This is a genomic window from Cryobacterium sp. M25 (assembly GCF_002929635.1).
Taxonomy (GTDB): Bacteria; Actinomycetota; Actinomycetes; order Actinomycetales; family Microbacteriaceae; genus Cryobacterium; species Cryobacterium sandaracinum.
On sequence record NZ_PJJU01000053.1, the window covers coordinates 66,902 to 91,937 of the forward strand.

General features: G+C 63.4%; 22 protein-coding genes and 2 pseudogenes. 12 read left to right on the top strand and 12 right to left on the bottom strand.

All coding sequences use genetic code 11. From position 1 onward, the window contains the following. Positions 1-1,257: 1,257 nt before the first annotated feature. The 6 genes from CXY81_RS09705 to CXY81_RS09730 form a co-directional block, all read right to left on the bottom strand. Complete coding sequence (locus tag CXY81_RS09705) at positions 1,258-2,214, bottom strand: ATP-grasp domain-containing protein (protein ID WP_104194727.1); 957 nt, start codon at positions 2,212-2,214, stop codon at positions 1,258-1,260. Between the two features lie 50 nt (positions 2,215-2,264). After that, positions 2,265-3,584, bottom strand: coding sequence for a PLP-dependent aminotransferase family protein (locus CXY81_RS09710; protein WP_104194728.1), 1,320 nt, complete (start codon positions 3,582-3,584; stop codon positions 2,265-2,267). A gap of 118 nt (positions 3,585-3,702) precedes the next feature. Beyond that, positions 3,703-4,026 carry a thioredoxin gene (gene trxA / locus CXY81_RS09715; RefSeq protein ID WP_104100656.1) on the bottom strand — a complete coding sequence of 108 codons (324 nt, stop codon included), beginning with the start codon at positions 4,024-4,026 and terminating at the stop codon, positions 3,703-3,705. A 43-nt stretch (positions 4,027-4,069) separates the two neighbouring features. Continuing rightward, a complete protein-coding gene (gene trxB / locus CXY81_RS09720) occupies positions 4,070-5,032 on the bottom strand; it encodes a thioredoxin-disulfide reductase (RefSeq protein ID WP_104194729.1) in 963 nt (320 codons plus the stop codon). Between the two features lie 101 nt (positions 5,033-5,133). Then, positions 5,134-6,753, bottom strand: coding sequence for a murein biosynthesis integral membrane protein MurJ (gene murJ / locus CXY81_RS09725; protein ID WP_369828372.1), 1,620 nt, complete (start codon positions 6,751-6,753; stop codon positions 5,134-5,136). Beyond that, positions 6,746-9,139, bottom strand: a complete 2,394-nt coding sequence (locus CXY81_RS09730; RefSeq protein WP_104194731.1) for a DUF6049 family protein — start codon at positions 9,137-9,139, stop codon at positions 6,746-6,748. The genes murJ and CXY81_RS09730 overlap by 8 nt, the downstream gene beginning before the upstream one ends. 81 nt (positions 9,140-9,220) lie before the next feature. Here CXY81_RS09730 and CXY81_RS09735 point away from each other — a divergent pair, with 81 nt between their 5' ends. The 10 genes and pseudogenes from CXY81_RS09735 to CXY81_RS09780 all read left to right on the top strand — a co-directional run bounded on the left by CXY81_RS09735 (position 9,221) and on the right by CXY81_RS09780 (position 19,155). Beyond that, positions 9,221-10,651: a CCA tRNA nucleotidyltransferase gene (locus CXY81_RS09735; protein WP_104194763.1), complete on the top strand. Its 1,431-nt coding sequence runs from the start codon at positions 9,221-9,223 to the stop codon at positions 10,649-10,651. 226 nt (positions 10,652-10,877) lie between these two features. After that, on the top strand, positions 10,878-11,882 hold the full coding sequence (locus CXY81_RS09740) for a hypothetical protein (RefSeq protein WP_146067672.1): 1,005 nt from the start codon (positions 10,878-10,880) through the stop codon (positions 11,880-11,882). Positions 11,883-12,150: 268 nt separating this feature from the next. Beyond that, positions 12,151-12,519 (top strand): annotated as a pseudogene (rpsF, locus tag CXY81_RS09745) (30S ribosomal protein S6); the annotation flags it as partial. Between the two features lie 195 nt (positions 12,520-12,714). Continuing rightward, positions 12,715-13,218, top strand: a complete 504-nt coding sequence (locus tag CXY81_RS09750) for a single-stranded DNA-binding protein (protein WP_104100662.1) — start codon at positions 12,715-12,717, stop codon at positions 13,216-13,218. 56 nt (positions 13,219-13,274) lie between these two features. Continuing rightward, entirely contained in the window at positions 13,275-13,538 is a 264-nt protein-coding gene (gene rpsR, locus CXY81_RS09755; RefSeq protein WP_035835236.1) for a 30S ribosomal protein S18, read from the top strand. An 8-nt stretch (positions 13,539-13,546) separates the two neighbouring features. Next, entirely contained in the window at positions 13,547-13,996 is a 450-nt protein-coding gene (rplI, locus tag CXY81_RS09760) for a 50S ribosomal protein L9 (RefSeq protein ID WP_104100663.1), read from the top strand. Between the two features lie 443 nt (positions 13,997-14,439). Then, a complete protein-coding gene (gene dnaB / locus CXY81_RS09765; RefSeq protein WP_104100664.1) occupies positions 14,440-15,831 on the top strand; it encodes a replicative DNA helicase in 1,392 nt (463 codons plus the stop codon). A gap of 299 nt (positions 15,832-16,130) precedes the next feature. After that, complete coding sequence (locus CXY81_RS09770; RefSeq protein ID WP_104170902.1) at positions 16,131-16,502, top strand: hypothetical protein; 372 nt, start codon at positions 16,131-16,133, stop codon at positions 16,500-16,502. Then, positions 16,495-16,821, top strand: coding sequence for an ATP-dependent DNA ligase (locus CXY81_RS09775; RefSeq protein WP_104170901.1), 327 nt, complete (start codon positions 16,495-16,497; stop codon positions 16,819-16,821). Before CXY81_RS09770 ends, CXY81_RS09775 begins: the two co-directional genes overlap by 8 nt. Before the next feature lie 249 nt (positions 16,822-17,070). Beyond that, positions 17,071-19,155: a fructose-specific PTS transporter subunit EIIC gene (locus CXY81_RS09780; RefSeq protein WP_104194734.1), complete on the top strand. Its 2,085-nt coding sequence runs from the start codon at positions 17,071-17,073 to the stop codon at positions 19,153-19,155. Positions 19,156-19,358: 203 nt separating this feature from the next. Here CXY81_RS09780 and CXY81_RS09785 read toward each other — a convergent pair whose 3' ends face one another. The 6 genes and pseudogenes from CXY81_RS09785 to CXY81_RS09805 form a co-directional block, all read right to left on the bottom strand. Continuing rightward, positions 19,359-20,045 carry a hypothetical protein gene (locus tag CXY81_RS09785; RefSeq protein ID WP_104170898.1) on the bottom strand — a complete coding sequence of 229 codons (687 nt, stop codon included), beginning with the start codon at positions 20,043-20,045 and terminating at the stop codon, positions 19,359-19,361. 486 nt (positions 20,046-20,531) lie between these two features. Next, on the bottom strand, positions 20,532-20,849 hold the full coding sequence (locus tag CXY81_RS09790) for a hypothetical protein (protein WP_104170897.1): 318 nt from the start codon (positions 20,847-20,849) through the stop codon (positions 20,532-20,534). Between the two features lie 38 nt (positions 20,850-20,887). Next, positions 20,888-21,148, bottom strand: coding sequence for a helix-turn-helix domain-containing protein (locus tag CXY81_RS17030; protein WP_369828373.1), 261 nt, complete (start codon positions 21,146-21,148; stop codon positions 20,888-20,890). Further along, positions 21,122-21,408, bottom strand: a pseudogene (locus tag CXY81_RS17035) (recombinase family protein); the annotation flags it as partial. The pseudogene CXY81_RS17035 and the gene CXY81_RS17030, both read right to left, overlap by 27 nt. 322 nt (positions 21,409-21,730) lie before the next feature. Next, positions 21,731-22,729 carry an acyltransferase family protein gene (locus tag CXY81_RS09800; protein WP_104194736.1) on the bottom strand — a complete coding sequence of 333 codons (999 nt, stop codon included), beginning with the start codon at positions 22,727-22,729 and terminating at the stop codon, positions 21,731-21,733. 88 nt (positions 22,730-22,817) lie between these two features. Next, a complete protein-coding gene (locus CXY81_RS09805; protein WP_104194737.1) occupies positions 22,818-23,381 on the bottom strand; it encodes a YkvA family protein in 564 nt (187 codons plus the stop codon). Positions 23,382-23,777: 396 nt separating this feature from the next. Here CXY81_RS09805 and CXY81_RS17525 point away from each other — a divergent pair, with 396 nt between their 5' ends. Both CXY81_RS17525 and CXY81_RS09815 read left to right on the top strand, forming a co-directional pair. Continuing rightward, positions 23,778-23,852, top strand: coding sequence for a hypothetical protein (locus tag CXY81_RS17525; protein ID WP_369828374.1), 75 nt, complete (start codon positions 23,778-23,780; stop codon positions 23,850-23,852). A 90-nt stretch (positions 23,853-23,942) separates the two neighbouring features. Further along, the gene (locus CXY81_RS09815; protein WP_104194738.1) at positions 23,943-24,989 is read left to right on the top strand and encodes a glycosyltransferase; all 1,047 of its coding nucleotides are present in this window, start codon (positions 23,943-23,945) and stop codon (positions 24,987-24,989) included. Positions 24,990-25,036 lie beyond the last annotated feature (47 nt).

The window sequence follows — 25,036 nt, forward strand, 5'->3', positions numbered from 1 at the left end:
TCAACTGATGACTTGTTCCCCACGGCTCGTGGATTTTGGTCCCGCCGTTTGTGAAACACGACGGGGAGTTGCCTGCCCCGCGCGCGGCGCGAACCCACCAGGACCTGGGTGAGGCCGTATCGGCATCCCTTCGTCCCTGATCGACATTGCCGAAATCCAACCGTGTCGAGTGCAAGAATCGCGACAGGCGGACCCAAGGATACGACGTCCAGACCGGGCGGGTCGCCATGCGAACGGGTTCCAGGGCACTGCGTGGGCGAAGAATATTGTCTCCCCGTCCCGACATGGTCATGTTTCACGTGAAACACACTCCGGGTTCGGATCTGGTCCCTAAAAGTTCGACACTGGAGCAGTTCCGCAGCGTCGACACCTCCGCGCACCTGTGCCGGTGCCCATTCCGGTCTCGACAGGATCGACCGCCGAAATGTGTGTGTTCGTGAGATCGGGGATCGTCAGCGGATGCATCCGCCCACGGCATGGCATCTGTCACAGTTGCGAGTTCGATCCGCCACCCGCGCCGGCATGCTCTCCGTCGCCTGTCTGGATTGCACCTAATCCCGGGCACACGGTGCGGAGGAACGGTGAGAATGTCCTGCCTTGCGCGCGGCGTGCCGACTCCGTGGAGGCACGGCAGTTCGTCTGCGGTCTGGTCTCATTCCGCCAGCTCGCGTCACGGCCGTCGAATCCGCGAAGGCGCCACACTGCCAAAGGGGTGGGTAGAGGAGAGGGCCAGTCAGTCCGAGCTTGTTCGCCCGTGGTTGTTCTCGGGCCGGTTCGTACGTGGAGACTCGGTGGTTTGGCGTCTACTGAGGTCAGCGAGTGGATGTGTCGTGGGCGTTTCACGTGAAACGTGGGATCCCGCAGATCACGGTCGGTGAGCGGATGGTGCCGAGTGTGGCCGGGGCTGTCCCTCGCGAGAGCATCGTCGATCAAGTAATGCTTCTCGACGCAGAGGAGCGACACCGGGCGTCGGGTGCGTGTCTACTCGTCAGCATGTCCGGCGGTGTAGTGAAAGAGTCTGCGACCTAACTTCCAGGTGCTGCCAACGACGTCGGTCCCGTCCGGGCATTCGGGCAGGTACGGGGGGCATGGCGTCCATGCCGGCAGGGCGGGCGGTGTGGGTGCGGGGTGGGTGCTCGACAACCTCCACCAGCGTGAGGGGGCGCCTGGTCGGCGCGGTCTCGATGAGCACGTCCACCGACGGGCTCGAGTGGCGACAGAACCATGTTTCACGTGAAACACGGCCCACGGCGCGGACTACGAGCCGGCGATGGCGGCTCGGGCGAGGGCGTCGTAGACGGCGCCGAGAGACTGACCGGAAGCCTCGATGCACTGGGGCACCAGGGACGTCTCGGTCAGACCCGGAAGCACGTTCGCTTCCAGGAACCAGGGAACGCCATCCGAGTCCACGATCAGGTCGATGCGGGAGATGTGGCGCAGACCGAGCAGTTCGTGGATGGCGACCGCGGTTTGTGCCACCAGTTCCGCAATCTCCGCGCGGATCCGGGCCGGTGTGTAGAACAGCGTCTCACCCGCGTTGTAGCGGGCCTCGAAGCTGTAGACGCCGTCAATGGGCACGATCTCCACGGCGGGCAGTGCAACGGGGCCGTCTCCGATGTCGATGACGGTGACCGCCAGTTCGGTACCCTCGACCTTCTCTTCCACCAGGGCAACGGTGGCGTAGGTGTAGGCGTCGACCATGGCACGCGGCAGTCCGGCGGGGGAGTGGATGATGTTGACCCCCTGGGCCGAGCCACCCTCGGCCGGTTTCACCACGAGCGGCGTGGGCAGGGCCGTCAGGAGGTGCTCGAGGACGCTGGCGGCACCGAGATCCCGGAAGGTCTCGGTGGACAGGGCGATTGCGTCGGGGGTGGCGTAGCCGGCCCGGCGCACGAGCTCCTTGGCGATCGGCTTCGACCAGGCCAGACGGGCCGGTCCAGCTAGCGAGCCCACGTGCGGTATCCCGGTGGTCTCCAGCAGGGCCAGGAGTGCACCGTCCTCACCGGTGGCGCCGTGCACGACCGGCCAGATCACATCGGGATTCCGGATGGTCAGATCGGCGAGCAGGCCGGCCTGCGGGTCCAGAACGGTGATGGTGTGGCCCAAGCTCGTCAGTGCATCCGCGACCCGGCGACCCGAGCGTAGTGAGATGTCCCGCTCGTGCGAGATACCGCCCGCGAGAACAACGATGTCAAGTGGCAAAAAATCGCTCATGGTCAGGGTTTTTCCTTGCTTTGGCTGGTGTGGATACCGACGGAGACGAACTACGAAATGTCGGGGGGCGGGGAGTTGAAGCGGCCTTCTGCGCGCAACGGGTTCAGGGAACCGGTGCCGGCGAAGGTCTCGAGCAGGTCGAGCTCATCACGGAGGACGGATGCGAGGCGACGGATTCCGACCCGGATGTGATCCGGCGTCGGGTAGCAGAACGAGAGGCGCATGTTGCGCCGCCCGTCGCCGTCGGCGAAGAAGGCGGTGCCGGGCGTGTACGCCACGAGTTCCTTGACCGCCCGCGGCAGCATGGCCTTGGAGTCCAGTCCCTCTGGAAGAGTGACCCAGACGTAGAACCCTCCGTTCGGATTGGTCCAGGTGAGGCCGGGCAGGTACTCTTCCAGGGCGTCCAGCAGTGCGTTCTTGCGCTCGTGGTAGACCCCGCGGAAGGTGTTGATCTGGCCCTTCCAATCGGACGTCGCCAGGTACTCGGAAATCACCAGCTGGCTGAACGAGCTGGGGGAGAGCACCGCGGCCTCGTTGGCAAGCACCAGCTTCTCCCGGATGGCGTGCGGGGCCAGCGCCCAACCGACCCGGAAGCCCGGGGCGAGGGTCTTGGAAAACGTGCCTAGGTAGATGACTCCGTCCTCTTCGAGCGAGCGCATCGCATCCGGTGCCGGCTGGTCGAAGTAGAGCAGTCCGTAGGGGTTGTCTTCCAACACCAGGATGTCGTCCGCCCGGGCGATCTCGAGGATCTCGAGGCGACGGGCCCAGCTGAGGGTCACTCCGGCCGGGTTGTGGAAGTTCGGGATCGTATACAGGAACTTGATGGTCTTGCCGGCGGCCTTGAGGCGCTGAATGTGCTGGCGGAGCGCTTCAGGGATCAGGCCGTGCTCGTCCATGGGCACGTGTTCTACCTCGGCCTGATACGACTTGAAGATGACCATGGCCGTGACGTAGCTGGGGCCCTCCGAGAGCACCACGTCGCCCGGGTCGAGAAAAAGTTTACTGACCAATTCGAGGGCATGCTGCGACCCCGTTGTCACGACGACATCGTCGGCGTGCGCACGGATGCCTTCAAGCCCCATCACCTCGAGTATCTGCTCCCTCAGAACGGGAACGCCCTGACCAGAGCCGTATTGGAGAGCGACGGGGCCCTGCTGGCGCATGACCCGGTCCATGGCGTTGATAACCAGGTCGGGCGGTAGGGCGGCCACGAAGGGCATGCCGCCGGCCAGTGAGACGACCTCGGGGCGGGAGGCCACCGCGAAGAGAGCCCTGACCTCGGAGGCGCGCAACCCCGCGGCTCGCTCGGCGTAGTGGTGGTACCACGGGTCGAGGTTGTTGCCGGTCTGGGGGGAGCGCTTCGCTGTCACGTCACTTCCGATCTGGTGAGGCTTCAATCGTATGCGGTCGGTACCATCCGGCCCGAATCCCAAAAAACCCGCCCGGCGTGAGCCGGACGGGTCAGGGCCTCGGTAGAGGCAGGGACGGTTAGGCCAGGTAGGCGGCCAAATCCTTCTCAAGGGCGACCTTCGGCTTGGCGCCGATGACGGTCTTGACGACCTCGCCCTTCTGGAACACCTTCATCGCCGGGATGGAGGTGATCTGGTACTTGGCGGCCAGCGCCGGGAAGTCGTCGACGTTCAGCTTGACGATGTCGAGCTTGTCAGCGTTCTCGCTGGCAATCTGGTCGAGGATCGGGCTGACGGCGCGACACGGGCCACACCATTCCGCCCAGAAGTCCACCAGAACGGTTTTTTCGTTGTTGATGACTTCCTGGTCGAAGGTGACGTCGGTGACGGCGCGTGCAGACATGTGGTTACTCCTTGATTGAGGGTTATGTGACTTCGGTGAGGGGTTACGCGAGTGCGGGTTCGCCGGCGCTGGCCAGCAGGTTCTCGGGAAGCGAGGCCAGATAGTGCTCCGCGTCGAGTGCGGCGACGGTTCCGGATGCCGCTGCGGTCACCGCCTGGCGATAGGTCGGGTCGATCACGTCCCCGGCGGCGAAAACACCGGTCTGGCTGGTTTTCGAGCTGCGACCGGCGACGGCGATGGTGCCCTCCGCGGTCAAATCGAGCTTGGTATGCACGAGGTGCGTGCGCGGGTCGTTGCCGATGGCCACGAAGATTCCGCCGAGGGGGAGCAAGGTTTCATCACCCGAGACGGTGTTGCGCAGGACCAAGCCGTCGACGGCATCCGTGCCGGTGATGCCGACGACCTGGGAATTCCAGAGGAATTCAATCTTGGGGTTGGCGAACGCACGCTCCTGCATGATTTTGGAGGCCCGCAGGGTGTCCTTGCGGTGCACGACGTAGACCTTGCTGGCGAAGCGGGTGAGGAAGGTGGCCTCTTCCATCGCGGAATCGCCGCCTCCGATCACGGCGATCGTCTTCTCCTTGAAGAAGAAGCCGTCGCAGGTGGCGCACCAGGACACGCCGCGGCCGGACAGGCGCTCTTCGTCGTCCAGGCCCAGCTTGCGGTAGGCGGAACCCGTGGCATAAATCACGGCGAGGGCTTCGTGCTTCTCGCCGCTGCCCAGCGTGATGGTCTTGGTGTCGCCGGAAAGCTCGAGCTCGCTGACGTCGTCATAGACGACCTCGGTGCCGAACCGCTCGGCCTGCTCCTGCATCTTGGACATCAGTTCCGGTCCCTGGATGCCGTCGGGGAAGCCCGGGTAGTTCTCCACCTCGGTTGTGTTCATCAGTTCGCCGCCGGCCTCGACCGAACTGGCGATCAGAAGCGGCTTCAGGTTCGCCCGGGCGGCATAGATCGCGGCCGTGAAACCGGCCGGTCCGGAGCCGATGATGATGATCTGACGCACGCGTAGACTCCTTCAGATTATGGGGGCAGCGATCTCGATTGCCTCGCTTCCGGATATAACACATCCTAATCGGATGCTATTCCACGCGGGCTGGGGACCGGTCAACGACGACGGATGCGGTCGATCACCGGGTCGATGAAGCCGCGCAGCTCAGCGGTGCGCATGAGCAGCAGCAGGCCGAAGTAGACGCCTGACATGGCGAGGCCGATGACGATCATGGTGAGAACGGCCTGGAGCGTCCCGGACAGGGCGAATCCAGCCTCCTGGGTGCCGCCAAGCACGAGCAGGAGGAGAACGCCGGCCGTGATCGCGGGCACGGCGGCGACGAAGTACTCCACGAGGCTGCGCAGGATGCGCCGCCCGTCGATGCCGCCGAGGCGCCCACGGAGCAGCCCTGCCGCCAGCAGGGCCTGCGCAATGCCGGACACGGTGACCGTGAGTGCGACGCCCGCGGCGATCCAGGCGCTGGGCAGGAGCGAGCAGGCAAGGACGCCGATGATGACCAGCGTCACCTGGAACAGGGTGAAGTAGAACGGCGTACGGGTGTCGCCGAGCGCGTAGAAGGTGCGTTGTACGACGAACAGGACGCAGAACGCAACGAGGCCGAGCACGTAGGCGACGATGACGTTGCCGATGCTCTGCACCTGTTCGTAGGGGGCGACGAAGACCCGGGCGAACGGGTAGGCGCAGACCGCGATGACGGCGGAGGCGAGCACGATGATCAGGGTGGTGCCGCGGATGGCGGAGGAGGCATCCCTTCTGACCAGAGCCAGCTTGCCCACCGAGGCGTGCTCGCTCATCCGGGTGAAGTAGGCGGTGGTGACTGAGACGGTGATCACCGAATGCGGGAGCATGAAGATGAGCCAGGCCGTGTTGAGTGCGGCCACCGAGGCGTCGGAGTCGCCGGCGAGGGTGACCACCCGGGTTTCGACGACGCCGGCCAGGGTGGTCAGCAGGAGCATCCCGAAGGTCCAGCTCGCCATCCGGCCGGCCACGCCGAGTCCGACGCCGCGGAAGCGGAAGTCGGGGCGGAAGCGCAGACCGATGCGGTGCCAGAAATAGAACAGCACGACGGCCTGCAGCACGACGCCGAGCGTGGCGCTCCCGGCGAGGACGGCGATCATCGCGGGCGTGAACTCGGTGGCCAGCCGGGTCCCGTTCGGGTCGGCTCCGTAGAGCGCCGAGAAGGTGAGCAGGCCCGCGATGGCCACGACGTTGTTGAGCACGGGAACCCAGGTGAACGGGCCGAAGGACTTGCGGGCGTTCAGAACCTCTCCGAGGACCGTATACAGGCCGTAGAAAAAGATTTGTGGCAGGCACCAGAAGGCGAACGCCGTGGCGAGGGCCAGCGATTCCGGCTTCATGTTGGACCCGTAGAGCAGGGTCAACAGCGGAGCAAGCGCGGTGGCTGCGATGGTGGTCGCGGCGAGGATGACCAGGGCCAGCGTGAGGAGTTTGTTGATGTACGCCGTGCCACCGTCGGCGTGCAGGCTGGCGCGCACGATCTGCGGCACCAGGACGGCCGTCAGCACCCCACCGGCCACGATGACGTAGACCGTGTTCGGAAGCTGATTCGCCACGGCGAAGGCGTTGGTGCTCTGACCGACCTGGCCGATCACCCCCGCCAGCACAATCAGCTTCACGAAGCCGAGGATGCGAGAAACAATGGTTCCGGAGGCGAGGAACGCGCTCGCCCGGCCGACGCTGTCGGTCTTAGGCACGGGGCTCCGTCGGGGCATCGGCCGCGCTGGCGGGGGTCAGCGGGCCGGGCGCAGCGCCGGCGGCCCCGGATTCGGGATCTTCTTCTGGGGGTGCTTCGGCTTCAGGGACTGTGGCCGGTTCTGCCTCTGGCTCAGGGGCGTCCGCAGTCTCAGTTTCGGCACGTTCCCGTCGGCGTCGCAGAATGTTGCGCCACACCCCGAACCCGAAGAACAGCACCACGAACGCGGCGAACAGGAGGGATCCGAGGCCTTCCCAGTCCGCGCGCACGTTGATCGGGATGAGGGCGGGCTGCGAGATGACCGTTCCCGCCGGAGTGAGCAGGGTCACGCGCAGGGTGACGGCGCCGTTTCCCACTGCGGCCGTCACCGGGATGGTCACGGTGCGGGCGGATTGGGCTTCGATGGTGGACTCCACCGCCTCGCCGACCAGGAGGCGCCCGTTGGAGGGAACGACCTGCACCATCACCGTCACGGCCTGGCTCAGGGCGTTGTCCAGGGTCACCGGAATGTCGACCTGGCTGCCGACCACGTTGATGGGGCCCTTGGTCGCGACCGTGATGGAGCCCACAAGCGCCGAGGAGTTCGCGAGGCTGGTGCCGACGGCATCCGCCCAACTGGCCTCCTGGGATGCCCAGGAATTGGATAGCAGAGCCATCAGGTCCAGGCGCTGCGTGCCTGTGACGATCGCCGGGTCGGACAGTACGGAGGAAAAGTCGGTGACCGTCTTCTCGGCCTCGAAGAGCTCGGCGGCCAGGGCCACGCGATCCTCCGGCTCGGCCTGGCTGTCAAACTCGACCTCTTCGGATGGGACGGATGCCCGCACCTCCGGCAGGGTGGACGGCGCGTACCACCGCAACCCGGCCAGCGCGTCGATGGTCTCGGTGAGTCGGTCCGCGCTGGGCGGCCACCCGCGGTCGAAAGTGGCCAGGAGGGTGCGCGCGGTTCCGGGGCGCTCGGCCGAGACGACCGCCAGCTGCGAGCTGACCTGGGACATGGCTTCGCGCCACGCGTCATCCGTTGTCGCGGCCGCGGCGGTGCGCAGGGCGGCGGCCAACGAATCATCGACGACCAGACCCAAACCGTGGCCGGTGCCGAGATCAAGGGATGCATTCGGGGTGAAGTCGCCGGCGGCCCCGGATGCGTTCGATCCGCCCAAAATGGTTGTGTTGAGGCCACTGGCCGCGAAAACGTCCAGGTCTGCACTCGCAACGTCACCCTCGGCCGGCCAGCCGATGTCAGTGGCGCTATATTCCCAAGCAAGCAACTCTTCCGTGGTGGGTGGTGTGCCATCGCTGGGGGGTGCGGGCTGGTCCGTTGACGGCGCCGGTGTCTCGGTGCCAGGCGGGAGGGCAGGGTCGGAGTTCGGCGTCGCGGGCTGGTCCGTCGCGGCGAACAAGGCAGGGTCGATCGCCTGGTCGAACGTGGTGGGCGTCAGCAGCGGCCCGGCGCCGGCTTGAGCCTGCAGGGCAAGGTCGGCATCAGCATAGCTGAGCGGGAATATATCGTTCGGAGCCTCGTCCAGCCGGTTCAGCCACGCGATTGCGCTGGGCGGTGCCGCCGAACCGAGGATTCGGATGGAAACAATGATCAGCGGGTCGATGGCAATGGTGACCGGGCGGCCGACGACGCCGTCGAGCTGGCGGCTCAGAACACCGGTCGGCGCCGTAAACGTTTCCAGTGCCTTTGACGTAATCAGGCCCGTCGACTGCGCGGGGACGGTGATCGGCATGATCACCGACATGTTGACGGGGGTGACCTCTTCGTCGGAATACCAGACGAAGGTGCCTCGGCCCTCTGCCCGCACCCTGTCATCTGTACTCAGGGTGGCGGCAATGCCGCGGGCACCCCATGCGTTGCCGCTGGTGAGGCCCACGGAGCCGGCCGCCACGGTCAAGGTGAAGATCTCGGTGCTGTCCGGCTGAATGGACGCCATCGTGGGCTCGCTCAACATGAGATCGCCGGGTTTGCTGTTCTTCTCCGGATCCAGCCAGCTGTTGAGGGCGTTGCGGTTGATCAGTGCCCGTTCCGCGAGGAAGAGGTCGATGGTGCCCGGTGAGATGGTGTCAAGGGTCGCGTTCTCGACGGTGACAGTGACCGTGAGGTCCTGGCCGGCCTGGAGGGGCGCCAGTGTCGCGGGCGCCACGCTCAGGTTCACCGCATTGGCCGTTACGGCGGTGGGGGTCTTCGATGTCGGGGCCGCTGGGGCAGATGCAGATGTGATTTCAGACGCGGTTGCGGATGCGGGCAGACCGGCGGAGGCGACCGGCAGAACCCCGGCCAGCAGGCCGATCAGAACGGCGCCGATCGGCCTCTTCGTGCGTGACCAGAGGCCGCGCATCGCTCCGGGGAGCGCGGGCCGACGCTTGAGAACAGACTCGGCCACCATGTAGGGGATTCTACGGCTTCGACGCGGGGGTAACGCCGCACCGGGGCAGCCGGCGTAGCTCCAGCAACTAGCATGGGGGTCATGCAAAGCGTTGCGACAGCTCTCAAGCGGCTGGGCGACCTGGCTGCTACCCCGACCGTTTCCCGATTGGCGACCGCGTTCCAGACGGCTGGACACGAACTGGCCCTCGTCGGCGGACCGGTCCGCGACGCCTTCCTCGACCGGCCGTTAAACGACCTCGATTTCACGACGGATGCCACGCCGGACCAAATCCTGCACCTCGTGAAGCCAATCTCGGATGCCCACTGGGATATCGGCCGCGCCTTCGGAACGATCGGCGCCCAAATCGCCGGCGAAAAGGTGGAGATCACGACCTACCGGTCGGACAGCTACGACGGCCAGACGCGCAAGCCCGAGGTGGTTTTCGGCCACCGCCTGGAGGACGACCTGCTACGCCGCGATTTCACGGTGAATGCACTGGCTCTGCGCCTTCCGGGGCTGACTCTGGTCGACCCCGCGAACGGCATCGACGACCTCCTGGCCGGCGTTCTGCGCACGCCGATTTCCCCGGAGATCTCGTTCGGCGACGACCCGCTGCGCATGATGCGGGCGGCCCGGTTCGCCGCCCAGCTCGGATTCGCCCTCCACGCCGACACCGCGGAAGCGATGGAAGCGATGGCGGACCGCATCCGTAATATCTCGGCCGAACGCATCGGCGACGAGCTCTCGAAGCTGCTGTGTGCGGACAACCCGCGTGCCGGGCTCGAGCTGCTGGTGGACTCCGGGCTCTGCAGCCGGGTGCTGCCGGAGATCCCCGCCCTGCGCCTCGAAGTCGACGAGCACCACCACCACAAGGATGTCTACCAGCACACCCTGACGGTGCTGGACCAGGCCATCGGCTACGAGAAGTCCCGCGGCAGCTTCGACGGCCCCGACCTGATTGTGCGCCTGGCGGCGCTGCTGCACGACATCGGCAAGCCCGCGACCCGCAAGCTCGAGCCGGGCGGCGTGGTCAGTTTCCACCACCACGACCTGGTCGGCGCGAAGCTGGCGAAGAAGCGGCTACGGGCCCTCCGTTTCGACAACGACACGACCGCCGCCGTGGCACGCCTGATCGAACTGCACCTGCGTTTTTTCGGCTACACCGAGGGTGCCTGGACGGACTCCGCGGTGCGGCGCTACGTGCGGGACGCCGGCGACCAGCTCGAACGACTGCACATCCTGACCCGTGCGGACGTCACCACCCGTAACCGCCGCAAGGCGGACCGGCTCGGCTTCGCCTACGACGACCTGGAACAGCGCATCGAGGAGCTGAACGAACAGGAAGAGATGGCGGCGGTGCGCCCCGATCTCGACGGTGAGCAGATCATGGCCGTCCTCGGAGTGGGTCCGGGCCGTGACGTCGGCGAGGCCTACCGGTACCTGCTCGAGCAGCGGCTGGATGACGGGCCGCTCGGCGAAGACGAGGCCACCCGCCGCCTGATCGCCTGGTGGGCCGAGCGCGCACAGTAGGCCCTCCCGGCGCCTTCCGGGGCCGTCTATTCGCCGAGGCTCGCCGTTTGTGCCGAGAGTCGCCGCACGGGTGACGACTCTCGGCACAAACGGCGAGAGTCGAGACCCGGTGGCACTTCGCGAGCGGATGTGTGACTATCCCTCCACAGGACCTCCGCCGCCGATCTTGGCCACAGGAGCCGCCCTTGCGATCGGTGCCAGTAGGCCGCACCACCAGCATGGCGCTATGAATCCCCACTCCCCGCATGACTGGCGGCCACTGTATCTCGGCCGTGACGCTCGGTTTCTCGGCAGCGAGGGGCGTCCTGTTCAACGGCTGGTCGGGTCCGGTCAAGCCGTTCGCCTACGACGTGGCGCTGCCGTTGACGCGACCGGTTGGGACACCATCAGCGATCGTGATCGGTACTTCTTGCGTATGCGCGCCGTGGAGGCCACCAGAAAGTCCCAGCCCGTCTACTCTTATGCATCGGCTGCTGTTTTGTGGGGACTGCCCATCGTCGGCAGATGGCCCGACGAGGTCCACCTCATGGCGGCCAGTAAAACCGGCGTGCATTCGAAGAACGGGGTCACCTGGCATCACGACCGATTGCCCGACGAAGACGTCGTGGAGATCGAAGGGATGCTGGTCACGGGTCTGCTGCGTACGCTGATCGATGTTGCACGAACGGCAGGATTCCTGTCGGCAGTCGCCACGCTCGATTACGGAACGAAACCTAAATGCATCGTACCGAACGGCATGGCTGCGCTCGGGATCGACCGCGACATCCTGCTTGATCGACTCGACTCCGATGGACCAACCCGTGGGGCACGAGCCGCTCGGATCGCCATTGTCTTCTGCGACAGTCGATCCGGTTCGGTGGGCGAGTCCCTCAGCCGGGGACAGATTCACCTGTGCGGATTCCCGCCCCCCGAATTGCAGGTGTCCTTCGTGCACGAGGACGGGCAGGAAGACATCACGGACTTCCGGTGGGTTCAGAAACAGGAGAACCGCACACTTCGCCTCCTCGGCGAATTTGACGGCAAAGTCAAGTACACGCGGGACGCCTTCATGAACGGGCGTACCAGTGAAGAAGTCGTGTGGTCAGAAAAGCTTCGCGAAGACCGGCTTCGCGGGACGGGGCACGGAATGGCGCGTTGGATCTGGGCGGTAGCGCTGCGCCGGGAGAGCCTGAAACGGCTCCTGCTCGCCGCCGGACTGCGTCCCGAACCAGGGAAATACCCCAACAGGTGAAGCGACCGTCGCCGTTCGTGCCCAGAATCTCCGATAGAACGGCGATGGTCGGCACAGTTGGCGATTCTCGCGACAGCGGTGACGGACTCGGCGGCGACGAGGGCGCCAAACGGGTGAACGGGCGGAGGCGGTGGCGGAGGGCCGCCGTTTCCGGTAGCCTTGGCAGGTTGTCTGTGTGCCGGATTCCCGGCCTCCGCTTACAACACATGCACAACCCTCCTGTTGCAGAGATTCTGCAGCCGTTTAGTCCGAAGGAGGTGGGTTAGTCATGCATCAGTACGAGTTGATGGTTATCCTCGATCCCGAGATCGATGAGCGCACCGTAGCTCCCAGCCTTGACAAGTTCCTCAACGTTGTTCGCAACGATGGTGGAACCATTGACAAGGTTGACGTTTGGGGTCGCCGCCGTCTCGCTTACGAGATCAACAAGAAGTCCGAAGGCATCTACGCCGTTGTCGACTTCACCGCCAACGCTTCTGCCACGGCCGAGCTCGACCGCCAGCTGAAGCTGTCGGAAGCCGTCATGCGCACCAAAGTGCTTCGCGCAGAAGAAGGCATTGCCCAGGTCGCCGTCGCGAGCAAGCTCGCCGCCGAGAAGGCCGCCCGCAAGGCAGCCAACCCGAAGGTAATCGCTGCGAAGGCTGAAGCCGCTGCTGCCGCCCCGACCGCCAAGGTCGCCGCGTCCGTGAAGCCCGCATCGGCAGCTGCTGCCGCCGCGGTCAAGGCTGCTCCGGCCGAGGTCGAAGCCCCGGTTGTCGACGCTCCTGCCACGGCAGAAGCTGTTGCTCCCGCGCCGGCCGCGTCCGCCGACAAGGCAAGCGACAAGTAGCCCGTGGCCGGCGAGACCGTAATTACCGTGGTGGGCAACCTGACCAGCGATCCGGAGCTGCGGTACACGCAGAACGGGCTGGCGGTTGCCAACTTCACCATCGCATCCACTCCGCGCAATTTCGATCGCGCGACCAGTGAGTGGAAAGATGGCGAGTCGCTCTTCCTGCGCGCGAGCGTTTGGCGTGAATTCGCCGAGCACGTAGCTGGTTCACTGACTAAGGGTACCCGTGTCATCGCTTCCGGGCGTCTCAAGCAGCGTTCGTATGAGACGAAGGAAGGCGAGAAGCGAACGAGCATGGAGCTCGAGATCGATGAAATCGGTCCTTCGCTGAAATACGCCACCGCTCAGCTCACTCGCGCGCAGTCATCGTCTTCTCCTCGAGGCGGTGGCTCACCTGCCGTTGCCTCGAACGACGAGCCCTGGGCTGCCAGCGCCCCCGCCGCGAACACCGGTGGAGATGTCTGGAACACTCCGGGAAACTTCAGCGACGAGACACCCTTCTAAGCCGAGCCTTACAGGCTGTTGGCTGAAAAACACTTCTTTGAGAAAGTAAGGAAATCATGGCTGGAAAGTCGAGCGGCGACCGCCGCAAGCCGCTCCGCGGTGCTAAGGGTGGCAAGAATGCCGCTCCCGCGAAGTCGATCCGGGTTGGTGTCATCGATTACAAAGATGTCCCCACCCTCCGCAAGTTCATCTCCGAGCGTGGAAAGATCCGCGCCCGTCGTATCACCGGTGTTTCCGTTCAGGAGCAGCGTCTTATCGCCCGCGCCGTCAAGAACGCTCGCGAAATGGCGCTGCTGCCCTACGCCGGTTCAGGCAGGTAGGACACCTCATGTCAAAAATCATTCTGACGCACGAGGTCTCCGGCCTCGGTGCACCCGGTGACATCGTCGAGGTCAAGAACGGGTACGCCCGCAACTACCTCTACCCGCAGGGATTTGCTGTTTCCTGGACTCGCGGTGGCGAGAAGCAGATTCAGCAGATCAAGGCCGCTCGCGTAGCCCGCGAGCACGCCACTCTCGAAGAGGCGCAGGCTCTCAAGGCTGCACTCGAGAACGCCAAGGTCAAGCTGGTCGTCAAGGCCGGCGAAGGCGGACGCCTTTTCGGCTCCGTCAAGACCACGGATGTTGCGGATGCAGTTGCCGCAGCGGGTCTCGGTGCCCTCGACAGGCGCAAAATCGAGCTCAGCCCGATCAAGATGACGGGTGAACACCAGGCAACGGTTCGTCTTCGTGACGAACTGAGTGCGACCATCACACTGCTGGTGGTAGCTGCCAAGTAAGCTCTACAGCTTTACACCCGTGTGGCGGTGGGTTCCGAAAGGAACCCACTGCCACACCTGTTTAAGCGATGCCACACACCCAATCGGGGGTGATTTTAGTCCCAGAACATGAGGCGCTGTACACAGGTTTTCTCACACCTCGACAAGATTCAACACGTACTTTAGACAGGTTTTCAACACGACACTGTGAATAGAATTAATGCCTGATCAAACTGTATTTATGCGATGAAAAACTTAAGTTGTCCACAGTTGATTCCACAGCTTTTGCACAAGACACGCGGCGTTTCGCCCAGATTGTCCACAGGCTTATCCACAGGGCGGTTTGTTCTCTGCCGAGCCGGGTCCGTATGGTGGGCACGCGGCCGCAATCGAGGTGTGCACAGTGCCCGGCAGCGATGTCGGTGGGCCCTGATAGAACTGCACCACGAGTAAAGGAGGCACGAGTGTCGATCTCTCACTTGGGTCTGGCGGACAAGCGCGGGGCAGACTCACGCGGCGGACTGGAAGCCCGGCATACCGAGCGCACGCTCCCGCACGATCTCCTGGCCGAGCAGAGCGCGCTCGGCGGCATGATGCTGAGCAAGGATGCCGTCGCCGACGTCGTCGAGACCGTGCGCGCCGCAGACTTTTACATCCCCAAGCACGAGATCATCTTCGACGCGATTCTGTCGCTCTACGCGCAGGGCGAGCCGACCGACGTTATCGCCGTCACCGACGAGCTCACCAAGCTCGGCGAGCTGTCCCGGGCCGGCGGCGCGGACTACCTGCACACGCTCACGAGCCTCGTGCCGACCGCGGCCAACGCCGGTTTCTACTCTTCGATCGTCGCCGAACGCGCTCTCCTCCGGCGCCTCGTCGAGGTCGGCACCCGCATCGCCCAGATGGGTTACTCCGGTGAGGGCGAGGTGCTGGATCTGGTCAATACCGCCCAGGCCGAGGTCTATGCCGTCACGGGTGGCAGCGAAACCGAAGACTATGTGCCGCTGACCGACGCGGTCACAGCCGCGATCGAGGAGATCGAGGCTGCCAAGCTCAAAGACGGTCAGATGACCGGTGTTCCCACCGGCTTCGCCGATATGGACGAGCTCACCAACGGCTTCCATCCCGGCCAGCTGATCATCGTGGCGGCGCGTCCGGCGCTGGGTAAGTCCACGCTCGCCCTCGACTTCGCCCGGGCAGCCTCCATCAAGCACGACATGCCCAGCATTTTCTTCTCCCTGGAAATGGGCCGCAGCGAAATCGCGATGCGTCTGCTCGCGGCCGAAGCATCCGTACCCTTGCAGAGCATGCGCAAGGGCGCCGTCGACGCGCGCGACTGGACCACCATTGCCGCCACCCGCGGTCGCATCAACGACGCCCCGCTCTACATCGACGACAGCCCCAACATGACCCTGGTCGAGATCCGGGCCAAGTGCCGCCGGCTGAAGCAACGGGTCGGCCTCAAGATGGTCATCATCGACTACCTGCAGCTGATGACGTCGGGCAAGAAAGTCGAGTCGCGCCAGCAGGAGGTCAGTGAGTTCTCCCGCGCGCTCAAGTTGATGGCCAAGGAGCTACAGGTTCCCGTTATCGCCCTCTCCCAGCTCAACCGTGGTCCCGAACAGCGCGCGGACAAGATGCCGGCCATCTCAGACCTGCGCGAGTCCGGTTCGCTCGAGCAGGACGCCGACATGGTCATCCTGCTGCACCGCGAGAGCGCGTACGAGAAGGACAATCCGCGCGCCGGCGAGGCGGACCTGATCGTCGCCAAGCACCGTAACGGCCCCACGCGCACCGTCACGGTCGCGTTCCACGGCCACTACTCCCGCTTCGCCGATATGGTGCCGGGCGCCTGACACCCTGTAGGTTCCTGATCTACATGTCATAATCCTGATCTTGTTGTCCATCGCTTGTCAGTGATGACAACTAGCAATCCTCGAAAGTCGAAACAGCTTGGCGTGACTCGCCCACCGCGTCAGTCAGTAGCGGCCCTGCGGATGGACTGGAGCGCCGCACGGCTCCAACCTTCACTCGCGGGGATCGCCAGGGCCCGTCGGCGTCGGGGCAGCCTTTCGCGAGGCCAGCCTTCTCCCGCTGGCCTGCGCCGGTGGACCATCGGCGTGCGCGGGGCACAACAATCAGCTAGCATCACCGCATGAAGCGCATAACATATATCGGCGGCTCCATTGTCACGAGCAACAGCATCACAACAACGCTTCTCGACTACGTCACCTCAGTGGCCGATAGCGACAATAGTGTGGCTGTGGATGTCACCGTGCTCGACGAGAACGACGAGACATCCGTGCACACGCTAATTCTCAGCCCAACCAGTCAATTCGACGTCGTCGATGTCGACGTCGAAGGGATGACGGAGGAAGATGAGGCGACGCGTTTCCCGTTACCTGAAATGCCGATGATCGGTATTACCGGCACCGTCGAAACCACAGGCGACGCTGGTCGGACGGCCAAGGACTTTAACCTTGTCGCTAACGAAATCGACAACGGACTTGGGAGCATTCATGGGTAAATTTATCTACGGGACTCCGTCGATCACCGTCGACTTCGACGACCGGGTGCTCGCTCACCTCAAGATCGTCATTTTGTCCAAGGTACGCAGAGGGGAAAGTTTCACGTTTTCGTGGGAATACTCGGCGGCATCAGGACACGGTCACAGCACCATTTGGATCCACCCAACGATTCCGCTTCAATTCGACTTTTTCGGCAATAAGGAACCTCTCCTAAACCGTGCTTGGGTCGAGGAATTGGTGCGTCTGTCAAACACACCAGGCGGCCTGCGGGTAACGCCGGAACCGGCCGAGTTGGAGACGCCCGCACGCGATCGATAATCGCCTGACTACTCCACCCTGACCCCCGGCGTGAAGCCTGCCAGCGGGGTCAGGGCCAATGGATGCGCGACGTCGTGTCGATGGCCCGGATTACGACGGACGCACTCGCCCTCAGGGGCTCCATCAGGTCAAAGGGCTAAGGCACGCACCCACTTTCGGGGCAGTGATAAACTTAGCTAAACTTATGAACTTGGGCTGTGGTGTCCGCGGAAGTTCCGGTCGGCCTCGCCCCGGAAGGACTATTTAGCCATGTCCCAACCTCTCTTCGAAGCGAGCACGGTGCCACCGAGACTCCTGATTCTCGGGATCACCGCCTGCCCCACCGGCATAGCGCACACCTACATGGCGGCCGAGAAGCTCGAGAGCGCAGCGGCTGAGTTGGGCTACGAGATGAAGGTCGAGACGCACGGCTCGGTCGGCGTCGAAGGCACCTTCAGCCAGGACGACATCGACCGTTCGGACGCAATCGTGATCGCGGCCGACACCAAGATCGATGCCTCGCGCTTCGCGGGCAAGCGGATCGTCTCCGTCGGGGTCGCCGACGGCATTCACCGCCCCGCCGCCCTGATCCGGGACGCCCTCGCCGCCGAGCCGTCCACCGTCGGTGACAGTTCCAGCCGGGACGCCACGCCCTCGAGCAGCGGCAAGGCCGACTTCGGAAGCACCCTGTACCGCGCACTGATGAACGGCGTGTCGTACATGATCCCGTTCGTTGTGGTCGGCGGGCTCCTGATCGCCATCTCGCTCTCCTTCGGCGGCGAGGCGACCCCGAATGGGCTCGTCATCCCGGAGGGCAGTTTCTGGCTGACGCTCAACCAGATCGGCGGACTCGGTTTCACCCTGATGGTGCCGATCCTCTCTGGCTTCATCGCCTACGCCATCGCCGACCGGCCCGGGCTCGCACCGGGCATGATCTGTGGCTGGATCGCCACGACCGGGGCCTTCTACAATTCCGAATCAGGCGCCGGCTTTATTGGCGGCATCATCACCGGTTTCCTGGTCGGCTTCGTCGCCCTCGGCATCAAGAAAATCCCCGTGCACCGCTTTATCAAGCCGATCATGCCGATCCTCGTGATCCCCGTGCTCACCACCGTGATCGTCGGCGGCGCCTTCGTGCTCGCCCTCGGCCAGCCGATCAGCTGGGTCTTCTCCAGCATGACCACGTTCCTCACCGGCCTGCAGGGTGGCAGCGCGATCGTGCTTGGCCTGATTCTCGGCGCCATGGTCGCCTTCGACATGGGCGGCCCGATCAACAAGACCGCATTCCTCTTTGGTGGAGCATTGATCGCGGAGGGGAACTCAGCCCCGATGGGCATGGTCGCCGCCGCGATCGCCGTCCCGCCGCTCGGGATGGGCTTGGCCACCCTGATCCGCGGCCGCTACTTTTCCAAACCAGAGCGTGAAGCCGGCATCGCCGCACTGTTCTTGGGATTCTTCGGCATCACCGAGGGCGCGATTCCGCTCGCCGCGGCCAAGCCGCTGCAGGTCATCCCGGCGAACATGATCGGTGGCGCCATGGCCGGAGGCATTGCCGCCCTGTTCGGGGTCACCAACTCCGTACCGCACGGTGGCCCAATCGTCGCCGTCTTCGGTGCGGTCTCCGGGGTGCCGATGTACTTCGCGGCCTTGATCACCGGCGCCGTCGTCACCGCCCTCGTTTCGGTGCTGCTGCTCGGCATTACCGCGCGCAAGTCGACCCGCCACGCTGCAGCGACGGGTGCGGCCACGGGCACCGCCGCCGGGGCTTCCGGTCCTGTCCCCGCGCCCACGGGCCCATCGGACGCGGATGCCGGCACGGTCGGCTCGGTAGCGTCCGAGTCCGAATCGTCGCCTATGCCCCCGGCGAAGAAGACGGTGCTCGACTATATCGACGAACGCACGATCGTGCTCGACGTCGACGAGACCGACCGGGATGCGATGATCAGCACCCTCGCCGGCCTGATGAGCAAGACCGGCCGCGTCACCGACGAGACCCTGGTGACCCAGGCCGCCCTCGCCCGCGAGAAGCACGGCACGACGGGCATCGGCGACGGCATCGCGATCCCCCACGCAAAGTCGGACGGTGTAACCGCCCCGGTACTCGCCTTCGCCCGCAGCACGCAAGGCATCGACTGGAACTCAGCCGACGGCTCCAAGGCCACGCTGATCTTCATGATCGCCGTCCCGGAGGCGGAGGCCGGAACCGAGCACCTGAAGGTACTCGCCCAGCTATCCCGCGCCCTGATAAAGCCCACCTTCCGCGACGCCCTCCAGGCCGCCACGACCCCGGCGCACGTACTCGAGGCGCTGGCCCTGCAAGTCGGCGCGAAGACGGTCGCACCCGACGCGTTCTAGGAGCCTGCCGATGGTACGCATCGGCAATCCGAGCGCTTAGTCTCCAGCAGACCAGAAACGCCGCGGCTTCGGGTCGAAAACTCAACGATTTCGGCCTGCCAGGTTGGGTGTCACGAAGGAACGTCTAGCGGGGCACTGGCTGATGTTTTCGTTTACCGAATTTGTTATCGGGAACCGCGACTGATTCAGGTCGCTGCGGTCGGTCAGGCGATGCTCGTATAGCGGGAGCAGGCATCGAGCACCTTGTTGGCATCATGAGTTCCTGCGCGATTGAGGCCTTGCGGACCGAAAATCGGAAACGGTAGATCTAGCCGGCGCCCATCGACAGTCTGAAAAATGCGGAGGGCCAGAACCGCGACGCTGATATTTCCTATTTCGACCGTGTGTCGGCCGGGATGGGCGTAATCAATGTCGTTCCAGGGCAGGGCCATTCGAGGGACATCGGTTCGTCCGCGGCCCCAAAGCTCGATTCCTTTCGGTCCGAGCGTGACCACGAAGTGCTGGCGCAGTCGCGGTCGGTCGGTCCCAATCGTCTTCAGGGCGTCGATGAGTGCCGGGGTGCGCTGCGTCATGAAGACAAAGGCGTCGGGTCGAACCGCCTTTGCCGCTCGCAACTTGGCGCGCTGGAATACGGCGGTGCCCAAGAAAATCAGGGCGACAAGCACTCCAAGCCCCACCAGCCCGATCCGGCCTGTTTGTTGGAACGACATTCGATCGGCGAACTGGCCATCTGCGCTAACCAACAGGTCGCTGAGGACCACGGCGATGAACCCGATCGCGATGATTGCAAGGCCCCAGATCCCGATCTTCATTGGCAGCGAGGTGGGCACGTCGACGAACCGCACGGCATTGCCGAGCGACGACGCGTTGACTACTGCTCCAGAGGTCATGAGCCGAGCCTACCCATCGGGTGACACGGAGCGGTAGCAACAACGGGGGTCGGAAATCACACGCCGTTAGGGCTGGTGATGCGGTCATGACGCGGCAGCGTTGCTGCTCACCAAGGTGATGAGGGCAGCGGTGAGATTGCGTCCGGTAAGCCTTGAGACACTAGGCACCGCCCAATTCGCCAATTGCAGTCAGATTCATGTGTGGGGTGTCTCGTAACCTCAGTGTGTCGAAACACATGAGATGTAAGACGACTCGAAGCCCGGTAATGCGACATCGAGCTTCACAGGGCGCGGTCATTTATCTCCAAACTCCACAGAACTCGCGTGTGCCGCGAAATACGCGTCGAACTCGCTGATGTCACTTCCAGCTGCGCGGAGGTGATCGCCGTTGGGCCGTTCAGACTCCAGCTCTGACCAAACTAAGCCAGCAAAGTAGGCCACGAAGAAGCTCGCCGCTCCCACCTGCCAGGAATGTCTGGCTATGAATTACGAGGGCACCCGCGCTGTCGCGTCGAAAAGCGCGTCGACCGCTGGCGCGAGCCTTTCAATTTGGCGACGTTTCACCGCGCTCGTGTTTGGGTGATGAGTTATGTATTCGTCGGGAAGCAATGCCGGAGCGAGCATCGCTGCCTTCTGAAATGCGAAGATGACCTCATCGATCTGCTGGCGATCACGGATGAGCCGTGATTTTCTGGCCTCCAATCGGGGCTTAGCAAAGTACTCTACGACGAGAGTCGTGATGAGAGCGACGAGCACGGGAACGCCGATTTTGCTAAAGGCGTCGGCTATTTCATTCGGGATCATGGGCAAATCTTTTGCATCAGGTTCGTCGATCTTGCGTTCTACTCGTCTGCACCTGGAGCAGGCTCAGGCCGTCGTGGAGGCAGAATGCGGTACAGGCTCGATTTCGTGATGCCGGTCTTAGAAACAATGTCGGGGATTGTGTGCCCCGCGTTGCGCAGGTGATCAGCATAGGCGAATTTTGTGGGATCCACGACGCTGGGGCGCCCGATGCGCCGGCCCTTGCTCATCGCAACTGCACGGGCATGGGCGGCACGTTCGAGCGAATAGATGCGCTCCATCTGTCCAAATAAGGCGAGCATGACTACGGCTAGCTGCGACATCGGATCAACCGGATTGGCGGAGTCGACCCGAATCGGATCGGCTAGGTTTCGTACCCCGACGCCACGTTCGCGCAGGTCGTGGATCATGTTTAGCGTGTCTCGAACAGTTCGGCCGAGACGGTCCAGGGTGTGCACCACGATTACATCGCGTATCGAGCGACTTTGAGAGCCTCCGTTAGCCCCGGTCGGTTTGTCGTCGAGCCTGATTTCTTGTCGACGTAGACCTGATCGGCGGGGATCCCGACGGCGCCGAGCGCGTCGAGCTGCCGGTCGAGGGCTGCTTGGCAGTCGAGACGCGAGCGTAGCTAATATCCACAGCGACCGTACCGGAAGTCGGTTTTGTACGAGAGAAACGAAACACCTTTTCGAACCTAACTTTTGGAACGAATTTCCACGGCGTGTCGAAATTCTAAACTCCGCCGTAGGAGGCGTTCCACTTCCAAGGATATGGAACGGTTCGGCTTCGAGGTTTTACGTTCAGTTCGGCACTCGGATTGAAAGTCGTTGCGGCGTCCGCGGCGCAGCGTTCCGAGCTCGCATGTTTACGCCATTCACCTCTGGTCAGTGTGCTGGCTTGAGGCCGGTGATAGCGCGGCTGTGGGGGAGGCGCAGCAACAGCAGTCCCACCGGCCAAGCGATTCCGATCGTGAGCAGGTAGACCACGGGTTTCGGTAGACCCAATGAGTAGAGGCCTGTGATCACCGCAGGGTGGATAAAGAGCACCGTTAATGACGCCTGGGCAAGTTGAGTGACCACTCGCGAGAGCTGGCCAATGCCGTCGACTCGGCTCTTTCGTCTGACACCTTGTTTGGCATCCTCCCCAACAGAATCGCCGCCCAGCAAACCCTCTGTAATGAGAATGAAGCCGAAGGAAAGTGCGACGGCCACCACTATGCTCACGACCGGGGTACCCACATCGAGCCGCTTCAAATCAAGCGGCTGCGACCATCCCAGAACGATGAGGGTAAAGGAAACCGCAAGCAACACGACACCAGTGACAATCGGGTGCCGCACCATGCCCCGGGCCCGCCGCATCGAACGCCCGGCAACGATGAAGACGATGCACGCGAGGGCGAGCCCCAGGCTCAACGGCAGGAATCGTGCAGGATGTCCCGGGATGTACGCCGCCGCGATGAAAAGTATCGCGGCGATGGCCCACTGCCCGGGTAACGGCAACCGTGACACAGGCCAGTAGATGACAGCGGCGAAGAACAACGCTGTCACAAACCACATCGCCCAAAAGGGCCCACCGGTCGCGAACTGGCCGCCCCAGAGAAGGTGCGCGAGCCTGATCGGATCGAAGCCGCCCTCCACACTTTCGGTCCCTAAGGTGACCGTTCCAAGCAGCACGAGCCAGACCGCGTAAGGGATGAGGAGGGACCTGACCCGGTTCCTAACCTCCCGGTTAAACGACCGACCGACCTTCCAGAGATAACCGGAGAGCAAAAAAAAGATCGGTACATGCCAACTGTAAAGAAATGGTCGTGCTGGACCGTCTACCCAGATGTGGCCGGCCACGATTGCGAGCATTGCGAACACGCGCACAGCGTCGAGGGACACGGAGCGGCCCCCGTGGAAGCCAGCACGGACGCGCGCTCCCGTCGATAGGAATTTTTTCTCGTTGGTCCCACCGTCGTCTTGCCCGCTACTACTGATAGATCTTCCTCCCAATATTCACTGGCAAGTCGTCATCGTTCGACCATGGACGAGGACCTAGGTAATGTCCAACAAACTGTCCAGCGCAACTATCGGTGCGGATGCATCGTACCTTCGGCGCCTCAAACCCCATGATGATCAGTGCCTCCCATTGGTGCAGGCCAGCTAGTCGCAGTACCGCGGCTAGTCCTTCCGGCGCATTAGGCCAGTGGCGTTTGATCGCGACGCTACCTGCTTGTTGGGTCGCGAACTGCAGCGCGATCGCGACAATAAGGGCGCCGTCAGCATATCCCAGAACCGGGATGAAGTCAGGGATCACATCAATGGGAAATAGAAGGTGAAAGAGAAGAATGTGGAGCCATATTCGCACGCCCATGGACACTGAATGATCGCTCGCGAGCCGCCGAAGGAGATGCGAAGTATCGGGCACGAGCCGCAACAAGTCCTTGAGCGATGCACCTCTTAGGTGACGCGTGGATTCAATCCAGAGGAAAAGCACGAGCGCGAGCCAGAAGAGTGCGAGGCTTCCCAGGGCGCTAGCGCGAACTGCCACCATTCAGTCATCATTCACGCCCCCCGTGACGAAAACCACGAGCGTCTTAGCGTTCGTCGCAGCAAAGTATTCCAACTCCAATCGCATTCCAACCGACTATCACCCACTTCCTCGTCGGCCTTGGCGGTTATTGCTGTGAACCGAGATGGGGTCCACCAGTTGTACCGACTCGAGTGTGTCCCACCCGGTGCTGCTTGGCGTTTGTCGAGCCGACCGCTGGGGAGCCCGCCCTTGACACGGGCGTCGATGGCTCTCTCGGTGAGCGTTGGCTCTCTCACTTTCTTCTCACGGTGGTGTCAATAGCGTCAGTTTTATGACAAAGATGGCAATAACTATCAGGGGCCTGTTGCGGTCCTTCGGTTCCCGGCGGCGTTAGCCGACCTCGCTCTCGAGGTGCCGATGGGAGAAATATTCGGGTTGCTCGGGCACAACGGGGCGGGCAAGACCACGTCGGACTGGCGTAGCTCGCGATAATCATCACCGCCCACCGGCTCTACCTCGCCTCCCGCCAGTGGCGAACAAGAACGCTCGCCTCGCCCCGGACAGGAAAGGAATGACCCGCTGATGGCCGTTTCGATCGTGATACCCACCTACAATGTGGCACCGAGCATCGCCGAGCTCGCCGCACGGATTAGTGACGCCACAACCAATTACGACGCGGAAATCATCTTCGTCTCTTCGGACGACACACCGCAGGTAATAGTTCACGTCGGCAACACCGCCCGCCTCCCCGTCCGCATCATCCACCGAAGTACACCCACCGGCGGCTTAGCGGGCGCGGTCCTCGAGGGCATTGCCGCCAGTGGCGGGAAGTGGTGCATCGTGATGGACGGCGATCTGCGGCACCCTCCCGAGATGATTCCGATTCTGCTAGCCGCAACCGCTAGCGAACACGAAGATGTGGTTGTCGCCTCCCGGAACCTTGACGACGGTTCATCCGGCGGGCTCGCAGGCGCATCCCGCCATATCGTCTCCACCGCAGCAAACCTCCTGGCACGCGCAATGCTCCCCGTCAGGCTGCAGAACTGCACCGACCCGATGACAGGCTTGTTCGCCGTACGCCGCGCCACCATAGATATAGCAGCGTTGCAGCCACGAGGAGTCAAAATACTGCTCGAGATTCTGGCCCGGAATACGGTCACCGTGGTGGAGGAACCGTTCGTTTTCGACGAACGACAAGCCGGTCTATCCAGAGCCGACTTCCAGCAAGGGGTCCGCTTCGTCACGCAACTTGCCGCACTCCGATTCGGTCACCTTTCCGGCTTCGTCACCATCGGCGCAGCTGGCGCGGTAACGAACCTGCTCATCATGGCAGGACTGCAGGCTCTCGGCGTGTGGTACATCGCTGCTGCAATCATCTCTGCAGCCGTCACAATCGTCGGCAATTTCCTCCTCCAAGAACGATTCGACTTCCGAGACCTCCGAGGACCTGCCGCATCCGGATGTATCCGATTTGCCCGATACTTCGCCTTCAACGGCGTCGAGGCGACGGTTCGCACCGCTGTGCTCTCGGCCGTCGTCGAGACAACGACACTGCCAGGAATTGCGACGCAGGCCGTCCTCATCGGCATCGGATTCATGCTCAAATTCGTTCACGACTCTCAACGTTGAACGTCAACGGCGGTATGGTCACCTCGTGGCACATACAAACCCACCCA